This is a genomic window from Maribacter sp. UBA3344 (genome assembly GCF_002362375.1).
Taxonomy (GTDB): domain Bacteria; phylum Bacteroidota; class Bacteroidia; order Flavobacteriales; family Flavobacteriaceae; genus Maribacter; species Maribacter dokdonensis.
Map to the genome: position 1 here is coordinate 164206 of NZ_DERI01000011.1, position 17199 is coordinate 181404.

A 17199-nucleotide genomic window follows, 5' to 3' on the forward strand; every position below is an offset into this window, starting at 1 on the left:
GCTTATAAATTGTAAATTGGTAAACGTTAGATTCTATAGTGGTAATCATGAAAAGATTTAGGTATATAATATGGTCCGTAATTATTTTGATAAGTGCTAGGGTACATTCACAGGCAGATTGCGTTTTAGGGGTTGGTGTTACCAATGATTCAATTATTTCTGAAATATTTCAGTTAAACGAAATGCAACATGAAAAACTGGTAAGTTTTAGTGCAGAATTAAAGTATAGAAACGATGTTTTGAATAATGAATTACAAAATGTTAAAGAGAGGCATCCACAAAGTAGCGAAACAGAATTAAGACAGCTTGCAGATAAATATAAAAGTGTAATGGATAGCATGGGTAGGGTACAGGCTATGATAGATAAACGGATGTTGACATTGTTCAACTCCAAACAATATGAATTGTACCAATCTTTGTGTAAACAGGCATACCGTTCACCTTATGTAGTTGTTCCAACGGTATATTCCGATAGCATTGTTGACAAAAACTGATAAACTATTACTTAACTTTCTCATTTACAGTTTGTATTTTTGCGGCTTCTAAAATATATACATGTACAGGCTTTTTATTAGACCTCTTTTGTTTCTGTTAGACCCAGAAAAAGTTCATTACCTTAGTTTTTCAAGCATTAAGTTTTTTTCTAAAATCGGCTTATCGGGCGTAATAAAATCCATGTTCGCGGTAGAGGACAATCGTTTGGAGCGTGAACTGTTTGGATTGAAATTTAAGAACCCAGTGGGGTTGGCGGCAGGTTTTGATAAAAATGCGGTGCTTTATAATGAATTATCGGATTTTGGATTTGGCTTTATAGAAATAGGTACATTGACTCCTAAACCACAAGAAGGAAATCCTAAAAAAAGATTATTTCGATTAAAGGCGGATAAAGCAATTATCAACAGAATGGGATTTAATAACCATGGTGTTTTTGAAGCGGTCGAAAATTTAAAGAAAAACCATAAAGTTCTTATAGGTGGTAATATTGGTAAAAATAAGGTGACACCCAATAATGAGGCTATAAAGGATTATCTCATTTGTTTTGATGCCCTTTTTGACCATGTAGACTATTTCGTAGTTAACGTGAGCTCTCCCAATACACCTGGTTTACGGGAATTACAAGATAAAGAGCCATTAACGGCTTTGCTCAATGAATTGCAATTGGAGAACGCTAGGCAAAGTAAACGTAAAGATGTTGCACGTAAACCAATTCTATTAAAGATAGCGCCAGATTTAACTGATAGCCAATTGCTGGATATTATTGATATTGTGAGTGATACTAGTATTAATGGTGTTATTGCAACTAACACTACCATTTCTAGGGAAAATTTAAAATCTCATGCGTTAATAACGGAAGAAGCTGGCGGACTCAGTGGTGCGCCTTTGAAAGATAGAAGTACAGAGGTAATTCGTTTTCTTGCAGAAAAAAGCAACAAAGCATTTCCTATTATCGGTGTAGGTGGTATACATTCAGCAGATGACGCTATAGAAAAATTAGATGCAGGTGCAGATTTAATTCAATTGTGGACTGGTTTTGTCTATGAAGGACCTGCTTTGGTAAAATCTATAAATGAGGCAATTTTAGAAAGGGTGTAATAAACTCTTGAAAAAAGAAAAGCCCTTGTACATTGTGTGCAAGGGCTTTTCTTTTTTAGCATTGGTTGTATGTTATTTTGTCCAATAATCAAGTACAAAGACATCATCTAAATATGGGGTCAGTATTGCTCCAAAAGCTTTATGGTCTGGGTGGGGCAAATAAATAGCACGATCTTCTTCACTTTTGAAAGTTAGGAAAAATGCATGCGTAAACCCTTTGTTTAATCCCTCTGGACTGTTGTTGAGTCCCCATTCGTAACCTTTGATCTGTTCAATTTTTAAAGGTAGGGCGCTAAAAGCATCTTCTACCTTTTTTATCTGTTCAGCGGTAGTGCCTTCTTTGAATTTGAAGAATACGGCATGTCTTAAAAGGCTGTCATTTTTAATCATGGTGTTGGTTATATTGTTTTCTTCGGTAACGGCATATGTATTAAATGCCAATGTAAAACAAACTAGTAATAGAAGTACTTTAATTTTCATAGTATTTTATTTTAAAACAAGTTATTAAAAATAGCTGTAAATAATGGTAATTTGTATTTTCATATCAACCAAGGCACTATTATATTGAACTACGAAATTTTAATGGCCTTTTCTGTGGCTACTTTTTTTTTGGCTTTATCACCAGGACCGGATAATATATTTGTTTTAATACAGAGTATTAGTAATGGTAAAAAATATGGTTTGGCAGTTGTTGCAGGTTTAATGACAGGCTGTTTGGTACATGCTACGCTGTTGGCATTTGGGGTATCGGCAATTATTAAGAATAGCACCACTCTTTTTACAATAATTAAATTTTTTGGGGCGGCTTACTTAGTCTACTTGGCTATTATGGTCTATAAAGGCGGTGATGTTATTTCTATTGCCGGAGAAGAAAAAAAGAAAAGTAAGCTATCATTATTCAAACAGGGTTTTATAATGAACGTTCTAAACCCAAAAGTGACCATTTTTTTTCTTGCCTTTTTTCCAGGTTTTCTCTTTTCGGATAGTTTAAATAACGTAATTCAGTTTTATACACTGGGTGTTCTTTTTATTTTGGTTTCATCTTTTGTGTTTGGCGCTATAGCCATTTTGGCTGGTCAAATATCTAGCTTCTTAACTAACAATAAGCGTACAGGGTTTGTTTTAAAATGGATTCAGATAATTGTTTTTATGGGTATTGCGATTTATTTAGTTTTAGGTTAGTTTTATTAAAATATTAATAGGATTTACTTATTTAGAGTTCGTATTTTTACATAATGTTTAATTCAAAGATCAAAATAGTAGAATGCCCTAGAGATGCTATGCAGGGTATTAAGAAGTTCATACCTACCGATGAAAAGGTGAGGTATTTACAATCTTTACTAGGTTGTGGTTTTGATACGTTGGATTTTGGGAGTTTTGTTTCGCCAAAGGCAATTCCACAAATGGTGGACACTGCAGAGGTTTTGTCTAAATTGGATTTGTCGAAAACAAAATCTAAGTTACTTTCCATAGTAGCAAATGTTCGTGGTGCGGAAGACGCTGTTACGCATGCTGAAGTTGATTATTTGGGCTTTCCTTTTTCTATCTCCGAGAATTTTCAAATGAGAAATACCCATAAGACCATTGCTCAATCTGTAGAAACGTTACAAGAGATATTTAATATTGCCGATGCGGCGAATAAGGAAGTGGTAACGTACATATCCATGGGTTTTGGTAACCCTTATGGTGATCCTTGGAATGTTGAAATAGTTGGTGAATGGACCGAAAGACTGGCGAAAATGGGAGCCAAAATATTATCGTTGTCAGATACCGTGGGGTCATCTGATCCAGAAACTATTTCTTATTTGTTTTCCAACTTAATCCCAAAATACCCAAATATTGAGTTTGGTGCGCACTTGCATACCACACCCACAAAATGGCATGAAAAAGTTGCCGCGGCATATGAATCTGGCTGTAAACGGTTTGATGGTGCTATCCAAGGTTTTGGTGGCTGTCCTATGGCCAAAGATGATTTAACCGGTAACATGCCTACTGAGAAAATGTTATCGTATTTTACTTCGCAAAAAGTTTTTACCGGCGTTAATGCCATGACTTTTGAAGCGGCATATAACAAAGCTACCGAGCTTTTTTCCCAATATCACTAATTACTCGTTGTATTTCTTCTGGCTACATTATTAAAAAGTTAAATTTATTTAGATTTAATATAGATAAGGTTGTGTAATGTTAAAACATGTTATAGTTTTGCGCATTATTTAAAATAAGTCTTAATAAAAGAGAAATGAAAAAGAACCTATTATTGTTATCGTCTATTGCTAGTTTATTATTTATTTCATGTAGTTCCGATGATGACGGATTAGAATTGTCAGAATGTGTTGATGGTGATTGTGACCCTATTGAATCTAGAATAGATAATCCAGATTCTTATACATTTACAAGGGATAATGAAAGTACTGTTAGCTTTGGTGGTCAGACTACGAGATTAAAAATGGGTGACGAAATTTTGAGCGCATTTACAGATGTAACTTCAACATCCGAGCAAATATTAAGTATGTATGCCCATGAAGAAGGCGCTAACGATTTTGAAGATGCAGATTTAAATGCATCTGATAAAAGTGTAAGAAGTAAAACAGCTGCCTCTGCAGATTTCTTTGCAACTAATGCTACCGATCAAGCTGTGATCAGAGCGGATTTTGATGGTTGGATCTCTGCTCAAGTAGATGAGGTATTCCCAAACTGGGAGGTTGCAGCAGCAGCAGGTACGGCAGGGCAAATAGCAGACGGTTCTTCTACTAGATATATTAATGCGCAAGGGTTGGAATATAACCAAGCTTTTAATAAAGGTTTAATTGGAGCGCTTACCATAGATCAAGTTGTAAATAACTACTTAAGTACTGCCGTTTTGGATGAAGGTGATAACGTTGCTGATAATGATGCTAATGTAGTAGTTGAAGGTGAAGTTTATACCAATATGGAACATAAGTGGGATGAGGCTTACGGTTACGTGTATGGTTTAAATGCAGATGCCGCAAATCCTAATGATGATTTAGGTGCAGATAGCTTTTTAAATAAATATATTGGGAGAGTAGAAGGAGATGACGATTTTGCGGGCATTGCCGATGAAATTTTTCAAGCATTTAAATTAGGTAGGGCTGCAATTGTTGCTAAGCAATATGATGTTAGAGATGCACAAGCCGAAATAATTAGGGAGAAACTTTCTGAAGTTATCGGTATTAGAGCTGTGTACTATTTACAACAAGGTAAAAATAGTTTAGATCAAGAAGCACCTGATCATGGTGGGGCTTTTCATGATTTATCTGAAGGTTACGGTTTTGTATACAGTCTTCAGTTTACAAGAAAAACCAATTCTAGTGAACCTTATTTTACAAAGGAGGAAGTTGATGCGTTTCTTGTAGATTTAATGGATGACGGAGAAAACGGACTTTGGGATGTGGAAGCAACTACATTAGATGCTATTTCTGCTGACATTGCGGCTAAGTTTAATTTTACCTTAGAGCAGGCTGCGGAATAATTTGGTCTAAAGTCGATAAAAAAAGCAATTCAATCTTATTTAGAATGAATTGCTTTTTTTATTTTTGCATTTAATTAGAATAAATAAAAATAATAGATGAAAAAGATTATTGGGATTCTTTGTGTTCTGGCCTTAGTATGGGCATGTTCCAATGATAGTGAAACCGATGATAGCGTAATTGTTGATCCGGTAGAGGAGGTTTCTTTTGAGCGCAGTACCATGTTGGTCAATTGGGCAGATAATATTATTATCCCTTCATATCAAGCTTTTACTGCGGATATGGATGATTTATTGAATACATTCAATACGTTTAAAGCAGATGTCAATGAAGGTAATTTAATTGCTTTGCGTGCATCATGGTTGAACGCATACAAATCTTGGCAACATGTAGAGATGTTTGAAATTGGTCCTGCCGAATCTGTAGGGTTTCAATTGAACATGAATATATATCCAACGGATAATGAGAAGATTGATGGATTTATTGTCAATGGAAGTTATGACTTGTCCTTATCCTCTAACAGAAGCGCTAAAGGATTTCCTGCTTTAGATTACTTATTGAACGGCTTGGGTGATACCGATGCGGATATACTTGCTTTCTATAATGGAGACAACAAAGAGGCTTACCTACAATATACCGAAGATGTTTTGATGGATATGCAGTCTTTGACAGAAACAGTGGTATCTGATTGGACAAATGGTTACAGGGATACATTTGTTGCCAATGACGGAGCATCATCTACGGCATCTGTTGATCGTATGGTAAACGACTATATTTTTTATTATGAGAAGTATTTAAGAGCTGGTAAAATGGGAATTCCTTTAGGGGTTTTTTCCGGTAGTACCTTACCTAGAAATGTTGAGGCTTATTATGAAGCTACTATTTCTAACGATTTGTTTTTAGAAGGTTTATCTGCTGTTCAAGACTTTTTTAATGGTAATCATTTTAATTCAAGTACTCAAGGTGAAAGTTTGGCATCTTATCTGGATGCATTGAACACGCTAAAAAATGGAGAGGATTTGTCTACGTTGATCAATGATCAATTTAATACGGCAAAAAATATGGTGCTTGATCTTTCTGCGTTTAGAGCTGAAATAGAGAACAGCAATCCGCCAACCTCCATGTTATTGGCTTATGATGAAGTACAAAAGGCCGTACCTATGTTAAAGGTAGATATGGTTTCAGCAATGAGTATTAGTATTGATTTTGTTGATGCTGATGGTGATTAATGGAATCGCTAATAGCTAAATATATAAAAGCTCCTATAGAGACCGCCCCTTTGGCGGTCTTTCGTATTTTATTTGGTCTAATGATGCTTTTTAGTATTGTTAGGTTTTGGAGCTATGGCTGGATCGATAAACTTTATATTAAACCACAATACTTCTTTTCTTATTACGGGTTTGAATGGGTAAAACCATTAGGTGTTTATACCTATCTTATTTTTGTGATTTGTGGCTTGGCGGCAGTTTTAGTGGCTCTTGGTTATCGCTATAAATTAAGTATTATCATTTTCTTTTTGAGCTTTACGTATATAGAGCTAATGGATAAAACAACATACTTAAACCATTATTACTTTATTAGTATTCTGAGCTTCTTAATGATATTTTTGCCAGCTAACGCAAACTATTCCCTAGATGCTTATTTAAACCCCAAAAAGTGCTTTCAATATGTTCCCAGCTGGACAGTCAATAGTATTAAGTTGCTTTTAGGTATTGTTTATTTCTATGCCGGACTGGCGAAATTAAATTCAGATTGGTTGTTGAACGCTATGCCCCTAAAAATCTGGTTGCCCGCCAAGTTCGATACCCCTTTTATAGGAAGTTTTTTGGGAGAAGAATGGGTACAATTTCTATTTAGCTGGTCTGGCGCAATTTACGATCTATCTATCCCTTTTTTACTGCTATATAAGAGAACTAGACCATATGCATTTGTAATGGTGGTCATTTTTCACGTACTAACTAGGGTATTGTTCCCTATTGGTATGTTCCCATATGTTATGATCGTTTCTGCTTTAATATTTTTTGATGCAAAAGTCCATCTTAAGATATTGAGGCTTTTATTTAAAGTATTCAAAATAAACGGTGCTAGATTCAATAATCAAACAGTTTTTAATGAACGGTCATCATTTAAGCTTAGGTTGAAGCATATGGTAGTTGTTCTATTTTTTATGCTTCAACTGGCCATACCTTTTAGGTATCTATTTTATCCGGGAGAATTATTTTGGACAGAAGAAGGCTACCGTTTTTCATGGCGTGTTATGCTAATGGAAAAATCTGGCTACGCCCAATTTAAAATTGTGGACCAAGAATCTGGTCGGTGGTTTTATGTAGATAACACTGATTTTATTACTCCGTTTCAAGAAAAACAAATGGCATTTCAGCCAGATTTTATATTGGAATACGCGCATTTTCTAAAAAACCATTTTGAGAAAGATGGCCATAAGAATGTGCAGGTATTCGTAAATTGCCAAGTTAGTCTCAATGGGAGGTTAAGTACAGAGTTTATTGATCCTACCATAGATTTGGCAAAACAAAAAGAGTCTTTTTTACATAAGCATTGGATAACACCATTTAAAGATGAAATTAAAGGAATTTAGTTATTTACTTTTATTATTAGTATCATTTCCGGTATTTGGTCAACTCACTATTTCTGGTCAAGTAACAGATGTAGAAGGGAACCCTGTTCCAGATGCTGAAATGTATATCAAAGAATTGGAACGCTTGGAAATCACCAATAATGAAGGTGCGTTTTTAATAGAGAACTTAACAGCAGGAACCTATACTATTGTAGTTTTCGCTTACGAGTTTGAAATTATAGAACAAGATGTAACTATCAATGGCAATACCGAATTCAACCCTGTCATGAATCCTTTGAAAGTCCAGAACTTATCAGAGGTGGTAATAACCCAAAAACGCCAAGAAATTTTTGCCCTAAAACAGTTGAAGAAAGTAGATGGTACTGCCATATACGCCGGTAAAAAAAATGAGGTTGTTTTATTAGACGGTATTACGGGTAATCTGGCGGCCAATAATCCCAGACAAATTTATAGTCAAGTCGTAGGTTTAAATATATACGATAATGGAGATGCAGGGTTACAACTGAATATTGGTGGTAGAGGTCTTGATCCCAATAGAACAGCAAATTTTAATACAAGACAGAACGGCTATGATATTAGTGCAGATGTTTTAGGGTACCCAGAAAGTTATTATACACCACCGGCAGAAGCTTTAGAAGAAATTCAAGTGGTTAGGGGGGCAGCTTCTTTACAGTATGGAACGCAATTTGGCGGCTTGGTAAATTTTAAGTTTAAGCAGCCAAATTCCAGTAAGAAAATAGAGTGGACCAGTAGACAGACTTTAGGGTCTTACAATCTAAAAACATCGTTTAATAGCTTAAGTGGTACAGTTGGTAAGTTCAGTTATTACACCTATTTCAATTATAAGGAGGGAAATAGTTTTAGACCAAATTCAGATTATAATAGTAGAAATTATTTTGCGCATGTGGGCTATCAATTTACGGACAAAACCAAGATAACTGTAGAAACCACCTTTTTAAATTATTTGGCCAAACAACCTGGCGGTCTTACAGATGCTCAATTTATTGAGGACCCAACGTTTAGTAATAGGGAAAGAAACTGGTTTGATGTAGATTGGAAATTATTTTCAGTTCGTCTAGACCATAAATTCTCTTCAAAAACGGATTTTAGTTTAAATGTTTTTGGATTGGATGCTTCTAGAAGTGCACTTGGTTTTCGAACTAACAGAGTATCACAACCAGATGACCCTGAAGAGCCAAGGGAATTGTTGATCGATAATTTTCAAAACTGGGGTGCAGAGGCAAGATTGTTAACACGATATAAGTTAGGTGATACTGAATCTGCTTTATTGATCGGGTCAAAAATCTATAGGACGGATAATGATCAAAGGCAAGGTCCGGGGACATCGGCGGCGAATGCAGATTTTAACTTTGCAGAAGATGAGTTTCCCAATTATGAAAGACAATCTCAATTTAATTTTCCCAACTCTAATTTGGCTTTTTTTGGAGAAAATATCTTTAATATAAGTCCTAAATTAACTTTAACACCTGGTTTTAGGTTAGAGCATATTAAAACGGAAAGTATTGGTAGTTATAAGAATATTGTACTTGATTTGGCTGGTAATCCACTCTTAAATGAGGAAGTGGAAGATAACAGGGAATTTGATAGAACTTTCTTGTTATTAGGATTGGGTGCTACTTATAAATTGAATTCAAGTGTTGAGTTCTACGGCAATTTTTCTCAAAACTATAGGTCGGTAACATTTAGCGATATCAGGGTGGTCAACCCTTCTTTTCAAGTAGATGAAAATATCTCTGATGAAGATGGCTTTACGGCAGATATAGGTTTTCGAGGCAGACATAAAAATGTACTGTCTTATGACGTAAGTGCGTTCAGCTTGTTGTATGATAATAGATTAGGTGAGATTTTAAAAAGTGAAACACAAACCAATGCCTTGGGAGAAGAAGTAGAAACGGGTAGCATAGTTAGGTTCAGGGGTAATATTGGTACCGCTTTTATGTATGGTTTGGAAAGTTTTGCCAATTGGAGCGTAAAAGAAACTTTCTTTTCGGCTAGTGATAAGTTAAAACTGAATTATTTCATGAATTTGGCCATGACCAATTCTGAGTATTTGTCTTCGGAAGAAACCAATGTAGAAGGTAACAAAGTGGAATTTATACCAGATGTAAATTTAAAGACTGGTCTTAATTTTGGCTATGGCAATATATTGGGTAGTTTACAGTATACGTATTTGTCAAGTCAGTTTACAGATGCTACCAATGCTTTGCAAGATGTTAACGACAATCAACGTGGTATAGAAGGGGAAATTCCGGCGTATGATATTTTAGATTTTTCTCTATCATATGTCTATAAAAATTGGAAGTTGGAAACCGGTATAAATAATGTTTTGGACAATAGTTATTTTACTAGAAGGGCAACTGGATATCCGGGTCCGGGTATCATACCTTCAGAGCCTAGAACCTTTTATGCAACCTTACAATTTAAGCTATAATTCAATTAATGATTGACATGGGTCATCCATTTTTTATCGGACTAAAAGAGGCTCTGAATATGAAGTGATTGTTAAGGTATTGAGTAAGATAGATATCCCAACTTTATTCACTATATTTGCACGCAATTAAATCCTTAATTGCTATGCAAGCCCACCAAAACAAAATTCTAGGAGAAGGTCTAACATACGATGACGTATTATTAGTACCTGCTTATTCTGAAGTGCTTCCAAGAGAAGTAAGTATTCAGACAAAATTTACTCGAAACATTACGATCAATGTACCTATCATCTCTGCTGCGATGGATACGGTTACCGAATCTAGAATGGCAATTGCCATGGCTCAAGAAGGTGGTATTGGTGTTTTGCACAAGAATATGACTATTGAGCAACAAGCCATGAAGGTAAGAAAGGTTAAGAGAGCTGAGAGCGGTATGATCTTGGATCCTGTTACCTTGCCATTAGATTCTACGGTGAAAGATGCCAAGGCAAGTATGAAAGAGTTCAGCATAGGTGGTATTCCCATTGTGGATGCAGATGGAAAACTTTTGGGTATTGTTACCAATAGAGATTTACGTTTCGAAAAAAATAACGACAGACCAATTTCTGAGGTTATGACTTCAAAGAATTTGGTTACCGCAGATGAGGGTACCTCTTTATCCGAAGCGGAAGATATTTTGCAACAACATAAAATTGAAAAGTTACCTGTAGTTTCAAAAGATAATACCCTGTTAGGGTTAATTACTTTTAGGGATATTACAAAGTTGACTCAAAAACCAATCGCCAATAAAGATCAGTATGGTCGTTTACGTGTAGCTGCGGCATTAGGAGTTACTGGCGATGCTGTTGATAGGGCAGAAGCTTTGGTAAATGCAGGTGTAGATGCGGTCATTATAGATACGGCACACGGTCATACCAAGGGGGTGGTTGAAGTATTGAAAGCGGTAAAGAAGAAGTTTCCAAAGTTAGATGTTATTGTAGGTAATATAGCAACAGGTGAGGCTGCCAAGTATTTGGTTGAAGCCGGTGCAGATGCCGTAAAGGTAGGTATAGGACCAGGTTCTATTTGTACTACTAGGGTAGTTGCAGGTGTTGGTTTTCCTCAATTTTCAGCGGTATTAGAAGTATCTGCCGCTATTAAAGGTTCTGGAGTTCCGGTCATTGCTGACGGTGGTATCCGTTATACCGGTGATATTCCAAAGGCTATTGCTGCCGGTGCAGATACGGTGATGCTAGGATCGCTTTTAGCAGGTACCAAAGAATCCCCGGGTGAAACCATTATCTATGAAGGTAGAAAGTTCAAGTCTTACCGTGGTATGGGTTCTGTTGAAGCTATGAAACAAGGTAGTAAAGATCGATATTTTCAAGATGTGGAAGATGATATCAAAAAATTGGTACCGGAAGGTATTGTAGGTCGTGTACCTTATAAAGGAGAGCTTTATGAAAGTATACATCAATTTGTTGGCGGATTACGTGCAGGTATGGGATATTGTGGTGCAAAAGACATAGCAACATTACAGGACACGGGTAGATTCGTAAAAATTACGGCTAGTGGTATTAATGAAAGCCACCCACATGATGTAACCATTACTAAAGAGAGTCCTAACTATAGTAGATAGGGATTTCCAAGATATAAAAGCAAAAAAAAGAGGTCTATATGACCTCTTTTTTTTGCTTTTATATTTAGGCATTAGAAATTTCTAATTCTTTTCTAGAAGTTGAACTCTTCTTAAATCATCTGAGGCTTGCAGCACTTTTGATTTTAAGGAAGGTTTTAACTTTGGATTGGCATCTAAATAGGCTTGTAAAATTTCATATGCCTCTAAAGAAGTATAATTGCCAATGGTACTGCTTAGCCATCTCTTTGGAAAGAAAATATCGCCCGTTTTTTGAATTTCATCCAATAGATCAAGGCTGGTCCTTAAATATTGTAAAGATTCCTTTTGATGTAACGGATGGTTTAAGTTATTCATGGCATTTGTAACCCACGATTCTTTTGCTCTATTTTTTTCTTGTTTAAGCGATTCGAAAAATTCCTTTTTTGTTTCGAAATTATTCGAGATAGAAGGAAGTAGAAACTTAAATCTATTAAGTTTGTCGTTGTTGGTTATTGCTTCTTCTGCTGTTTTAAGGATTTGCTCATTTTTTGGATGATTGTATAAAGCTAGGTCCATAGCTAATTCAGTATAATCATCATCATTGAGCTTTAAATTTTTGATGGTTAGTTCTTTACTCCATATTTTGAATAAATTTTCTAAAGATGTATTGGTGTAACCCATGGATACATAGGTTGAATACAGTGTTTTTTTAATACTGGCAGGTAATTCTTCATGTAATTTTGACCATATATCATCAGTAATTTTATCTTGGTAAAAAGCACGTTGTTCTTCTGTAAGATACTTCCAAAAAACAGAAGTTGTATATCTGGAAATAAGATTAATGAGCAACTCATTTTTTTCGGTGTTCAGTCCTTTTGAAAATAGTTGTATAGCTGCGCTTGGATTAATTGTACCATTCAACATGTTTTCATAAACATTAATATAGGAATAGCCACGGGCAACTTGATTATCTAATGTAGGTATAAGGTCAAGATCTTTCTCTTGCAGTGGAAAAACACCATACCCTTCGGCATTTGAGTTGTAGACAATCGAAATTGGCTTGGGTAAGCCTATAGCTTCCTTTATTTGATATGTGGCATCGGTCATTTGTACGCTAAGGGTTTTAGAGCTGTCAGGATATATAAATAATATATCAAAAGCTTGTGACCATACATGTTCAGAACTGTCTTCTGCTGCTTGTGTTAGAGTGAATGAGGTTATCTTGTCTTTATCATCGTAGGTAATTTCATCGTTGAATATTGGTCTACTGGAATTATTTACCCAAATAGAACTCCAAGCTATAATATCTGTTGACGATTTTTTATCAAGAATTTCAATTAGTTCGCCCCATTCGGCATTTTTAAAAGCAAAGGTTTCTATATACTCCTGTATTCCTTCTTTAAAAGCTTCTTTGCCTAATACGGTTTCTAATTGGCGCATCATTATGGGGGCTTTATTATAGATGATGCTTCCGTACAGAGAGCCGGCGTTATTAAGATTATCTAATTTTTGCCGAATAGGATTTGTACCTAAAGTTCTATCCTCGCCATATGCATTTGGGTAATGGGTAATCATAAAAGCTAACTGATGGTCTATATTTGGTGAAGCGGGGTTCATTATTTTATCTGCCATGAAATTTGCAAACACTTCTTTCATCCATACATCATTAAACCAGTTCATTGTGACTAAATCTCCAAACCACATGTGAGATGTCTCATGGGCGATCAATTTGGCTCTGCTCAATTTTTTATTGGCTGTAGCACCTTCATCCAAGAATAATGAACTTTCTCTATATTGTATAGCTCCTACATGCTCCATACCTCCATATTGAAATCCTGGAATTGCGGCGTAATCCATTTTTTGAAAAGGAAAAGGGTATGAGGTGTAATCCTCTAAAAAGGATAATGACTGCTGATGTAAATCAAAAATGGAGTCTAGACTGTATTGAATTTTAGTGGTATCGGTTTCTCTATACAACATGGTCATTTCCATATTGTCAGGTTTCTTACTCATCGATTTAAATTTACCTGCTACGAACGAAAATAAATACGTGCTCATTTGATCTGATGTGTCAAATTTATGCTCAATATAATCACCCTTTGAGGTGCTATTGATTTCTTTTGTGCCACATAGAACCTGCCAATCTTTTGGCGCTGTTATATTTAAGGTATATCTAGCTTTAATATTGGGTTGATCAAAACATGGAAATAATGTTCTAGCGCGATCTGGAACTAGAAGGGTGTATAGATAATCTTCGTTTCTATTTAATGAAAGTTCACCTGCTATAAACGCAATGGTAACCGTGTTTTTACCAGTAATTAAATGCTCTTGGGGTAGTATAATGTGCTCCTGTTCGTGAAGAATTGTGGCATTTTTGCCGTTTATGGAAATGGATTTTATTTTTGAGGTTTCTTCTTTGAAGTCTAAAATTACCGGCTCTTGAAGTTGTTCTACGTTAAAATTTAATTCAAGTTGAGAAGGTATGGGCTCTTTTAGCTCAGCAGGAATGTTAAAACTTAAATTGTAATGAACATCTGAGATTTGAGAGGACCTATACATTGCCATCTCCTCAGGTACACCAGCTTTTAGAGTGGTTGTGGAATGTTGCTCATTTTTACATGAACAAAGTATAGATAGTACAAAACCAAGGTAAATAAGGGTTCTCATGAAATAGCGTTATATGTTGTTGTGAAAATACTTTAATGGAAAATGCTTTCCAATTTTTGAACAACGTATAACGCTAATTGAGAATTATTTTATTGAAAAATAGATTAAATACGTGTACTGTTTACACTAAAAGTAAAATTACTTTCCGGCTTGGCCGGCGTATGCTTTCCAATCCTTTTCTTTATAAATGTCATCACCAAAATAACGAGCTATTTCCATAAATGGTTCAGGTTTCTGATATCCTGGTACTGGTGAAAGCATATTCAATTCTTCATCCAAGAAAATAGTTGTTGGATAACTAAGACGACCCTGCATTAATGCAGCGGCAAACTCATGATATCCTTTTCTTCCAGATGGTACAAATTTGTACGTCTTACCTTTATATTCAATAGGTTCTTTTCCTTCCCCATCGAATTTTACCATATAGTAGTTTTCCTGCATGTATGCAGCAACTTCTGGGTTTTGAAAGGTGTCTTTGTCCATTTTTTTACACCATCCACACCAATCTGTATACACATCAATGAATACTTTCTTTGGGTTTTCTTCCGTAGCGGTCAGTTGGGCTGCTTCATCCCAAGTAATCCATTTAACATCTTGTGCATTACTAATGGTTACAACTAAGACAAGGGCTAAGAACAAAAATGATTTCATAGTATATAAAAAAGACGCTTTCATATTTTTTTATTGGATTAGTCCAACTATTATACCAAAGCTAACGTATTTATAATTGCTTTATTTCACTTTTGCCGTTTCTTTAACAGCGAACAAATCTTTTACATCTACTTGGTTTCTAATTAAATCATCAAAATTTTCCCTTTCTCGTATTAGAATTGCTTTGCCCTTGTGCCAAAGAACTTCTGGTGGTCTAAATCTAGAGTTATAGTTACTTGCCATAGTAAAGCAATATGCACCTGCATTTTTAAAGCATAGAATATCACCTTCAGTAATTTCATTTATTCTTTTGTTACTGGCAAAAGTATCTGTCTCACAAATATATCCTACGACAGAATAGTAGCGTTCCCTTCCCTTGGGGTTAGATATGTTTTTAATGGTATGTGTTGCACCATAAAGCATTGGTCTGATCAAGTGATTGAAACCGGAATCTATGCTTGCAAATACTGTTGAGGTAGTTTGTTTAACCACGTTTACTTTAGCAAGGAAAACACCTGCTTCACTCACCAAAAACTTGCCAGGCTCAAAGGCAAGGGTTAAATCTTTACCGTATTCTTTACAGAATTCATTAAAGCGTTTGCTTAATTTTTTACCAAGTTCTTCAACATTGGTCTCAATATCACCTTCTTTATAAGGTACTTTAAATCCGCTACCGAAATCAATGAAATCTAAATTTTTGAAATTTCGTGCGGTTTCAAATAGAATTTCAGAAGCATATAAGAATACGTCAATATCTAAAATGTCACTACCGGTATGCATGTGAATACCGTTAATATTCATTTTCGTTAATTCCACTATTCGAAGTAAATGCGGAATCTGATGGATACTGATACCGAACTTTGAATCTATGTGTCCAACAGAAATATTGGAATTACCACCTGCCATAACATGTGGGTTAATTCTAATACAAACAGGAATATTTGGATGTTTGCTACCAAACTGCTCTAAAATTGAAAGGTTGTCAATGTTTATTCTAACACCTAATTTTGCGGCTTCTTCTATCTCTTCTAGAGAAACTCCGTTTGGGGTAAATATGATGGATTCTGGTTTAAAACCAGCTAATAATCCTAGTTGTACTTCTTGTATAGATACAGTATCTAAGCCACTACCAAGACTGTTCATTAATCTTAATATAGTAATGTTAGATAGTGCTTTGGCGGCATAATTAAGCTTCAGTTTCTTTACTGAACCAAATGCCTTGGTCAATCTATTGAATTGTGAAACTATTTTTTCCGAGTCATAAACATACACCGGATCACCATAGGTTTTTGCAATCTGCAATAAATCCTCATTTCTCATACTATCTGTTTTTATGCGAATTTACTTTTCTAGATGTATAAGTACAAAAATAATAACATAAAAACATTAAAAATAACAAATTGTGATATTTACAACATTATATTGGTGTTATATCTTTTGGAGCAACGTAAAGACCTTTGTACTTTTAGCCATATGAAACTACCATTATTACCATTACAGTCCATTTTTTTTCCGGGAGAAACCGTTCCGCTACATATTTTTGAAGATCGCTATAAGCAATTGATCAATGATTGTAGAGATGAGGCTATTACATTTGGTATCCCCGTTTTTATTAATAACAAGATGGAATATGGCGTTGAAGTGCAGTTGGTTGAAGTTGTAAATACCTATGAAAGTGGTGAAATGGACGTGGTTTGTGTGGCTAGGCAAGTGTTTAGGTTATTGGCATTTGATAATATTATGGATGATAAACTTTACGCTGGTGGTATTGTTAAGCTTATAGAATACGATTACGTTGCCACAGATGAAAAAAAGCAGACCATTATAAATGGTATAAAGCAGTTATATGAAATTATGGAAGTACCTTATACACCTATTAATGTGCAAGAATTCAATAGCTTTACATTGGCCCATAAAATAGGATTGTCATTTGATCAGGAGTATCAATTACTGCAAATACCCACTGAAAATGATCGGCTAAATTTCATAGGCCTGCATTTAACATCTACCATTACGGTATTGTCAGAAGTTGAAAGAACAAGAAAAATAATAGAACTAAATGGTCATTTTAAGAATTTTGATCCTTTAGATTTTAAGGATATAGAGATGTAGTTGTCAATTTATACTGGGTTTTAATCACATTTTAAATAAATTATG

At 35.2% G+C, this 17199-nt stretch carries 14 protein-coding genes; 10 read left to right on the plus strand and 4 right to left on the minus strand.

Annotated features, from left to right (window positions below; all coding sequences use genetic code 11):
• The first annotated feature begins 47 nt into the window (after positions 1 to 47).
• A complete protein-coding gene (locus B2Z27_RS08390; RefSeq protein ID WP_286813332.1) occupies positions 48 to 494 on the plus strand; it encodes a hypothetical protein in 447 nt (148 codons plus the stop codon).
• Between the two features lie 61 nt (positions 495 to 555).
• Positions 556 to 1593 carry a quinone-dependent dihydroorotate dehydrogenase gene (locus B2Z27_RS08395; protein ID WP_286813334.1) on the plus strand — a complete coding sequence of 346 codons (1038 nt, stop codon included), beginning with the start codon at positions 556 to 558 and terminating at the stop codon, positions 1591 to 1593.
• Between the two features lie 72 nt (positions 1594 to 1665).
• On the opposite strand, the gene B2Z27_RS08400 is transcribed toward B2Z27_RS08395, so the two are convergent.
• Entirely contained in the window at positions 1666 to 1983 is a 318-nt protein-coding gene (locus B2Z27_RS08400; RefSeq protein ID WP_414673399.1) for a Dabb family protein, read from the minus strand.
• Between the two features lie 174 nt (positions 1984 to 2157).
• Between B2Z27_RS08400 and B2Z27_RS08405 the strand changes: the two genes are divergently transcribed.
• The 7 genes from B2Z27_RS08405 to guaB all read left to right on the plus strand — a co-directional run bounded on the left by B2Z27_RS08405 (position 2158) and on the right by guaB (position 11745).
• Complete coding sequence (locus B2Z27_RS08405; RefSeq protein ID WP_286813438.1) at positions 2158 to 2775, plus strand: LysE family translocator; 618 nt, start codon at positions 2158 to 2160, stop codon at positions 2773 to 2775.
• A 53-nt stretch (positions 2776 to 2828) separates the two neighbouring features.
• Positions 2829 to 3698, plus strand: coding sequence for a hydroxymethylglutaryl-CoA lyase (locus B2Z27_RS08410; RefSeq protein ID WP_074672684.1), 870 nt, complete (start codon positions 2829 to 2831; stop codon positions 3696 to 3698).
• 134 nt (positions 3699 to 3832) lie between these two features.
• Positions 3833 to 5083: a DUF4856 domain-containing protein gene (locus tag B2Z27_RS08415; RefSeq protein WP_286813336.1), complete on the plus strand. Its 1251-nt coding sequence runs from the start codon at positions 3833 to 3835 to the stop codon at positions 5081 to 5083.
• Positions 5084 to 5179: 96 nt separating this feature from the next.
• The gene (locus tag B2Z27_RS08420; protein ID WP_286813337.1) at positions 5180 to 6310 is read left to right on the plus strand and encodes an imelysin family protein; all 1131 of its coding nucleotides are present in this window, start codon (positions 5180 to 5182) and stop codon (positions 6308 to 6310) included.
• A complete protein-coding gene (locus B2Z27_RS08425; protein WP_286813338.1) occupies positions 6310 to 7677 on the plus strand; it encodes an HTTM domain-containing protein in 1368 nt (455 codons plus the stop codon). Before B2Z27_RS08420 ends, B2Z27_RS08425 begins: the two co-directional genes overlap by 1 nt.
• Complete coding sequence (locus B2Z27_RS08430) at positions 7658 to 10129, plus strand: TonB-dependent receptor domain-containing protein (protein ID WP_286813340.1); 2472 nt, start codon at positions 7658 to 7660, stop codon at positions 10127 to 10129. The genes B2Z27_RS08425 and B2Z27_RS08430 overlap by 20 nt, the downstream gene beginning before the upstream one ends.
• Positions 10130 to 10272: 143 nt before the next feature.
• Positions 10273 to 11745 (plus strand): IMP dehydrogenase, encoded by a 1473-nt coding sequence (gene guaB / locus B2Z27_RS08435; protein WP_058103542.1) that lies wholly within the window; start codon positions 10273 to 10275, stop codon positions 11743 to 11745.
• 81 nt (positions 11746 to 11826) lie between these two features.
• On the opposite strand, the gene B2Z27_RS08440 is transcribed toward guaB, so the two are convergent.
• The 3 genes from B2Z27_RS08440 to lysA all read right to left on the minus strand — a co-directional run bounded on the left by B2Z27_RS08440 (position 11827) and on the right by lysA (position 16362).
• Positions 11827 to 14391 (minus strand): M1 family metallopeptidase, encoded by a 2565-nt coding sequence (locus B2Z27_RS08440; protein ID WP_286813341.1) that lies wholly within the window; start codon positions 14389 to 14391, stop codon positions 11827 to 11829.
• A 138-nt stretch (positions 14392 to 14529) separates the two neighbouring features.
• Complete coding sequence (locus tag B2Z27_RS08445; RefSeq protein WP_074672699.1) at positions 14530 to 15042, minus strand: thioredoxin family protein; 513 nt, start codon at positions 15040 to 15042, stop codon at positions 14530 to 14532.
• An 81-nt stretch (positions 15043 to 15123) separates the two neighbouring features.
• Positions 15124 to 16362, minus strand: a complete 1239-nt coding sequence (gene lysA / locus B2Z27_RS08450; RefSeq protein WP_058103540.1) for a diaminopimelate decarboxylase — start codon at positions 16360 to 16362, stop codon at positions 15124 to 15126.
• Between the two features lie 153 nt (positions 16363 to 16515).
• Here lysA and B2Z27_RS08455 point away from each other — a divergent pair, with 153 nt between their 5' ends.
• Positions 16516 to 17154 carry an LON peptidase substrate-binding domain-containing protein gene (locus B2Z27_RS08455; protein WP_058104291.1) on the plus strand — a complete coding sequence of 213 codons (639 nt, stop codon included), beginning with the start codon at positions 16516 to 16518 and terminating at the stop codon, positions 17152 to 17154.
• Positions 17155 to 17199: the final 45 nt, after the last annotated feature.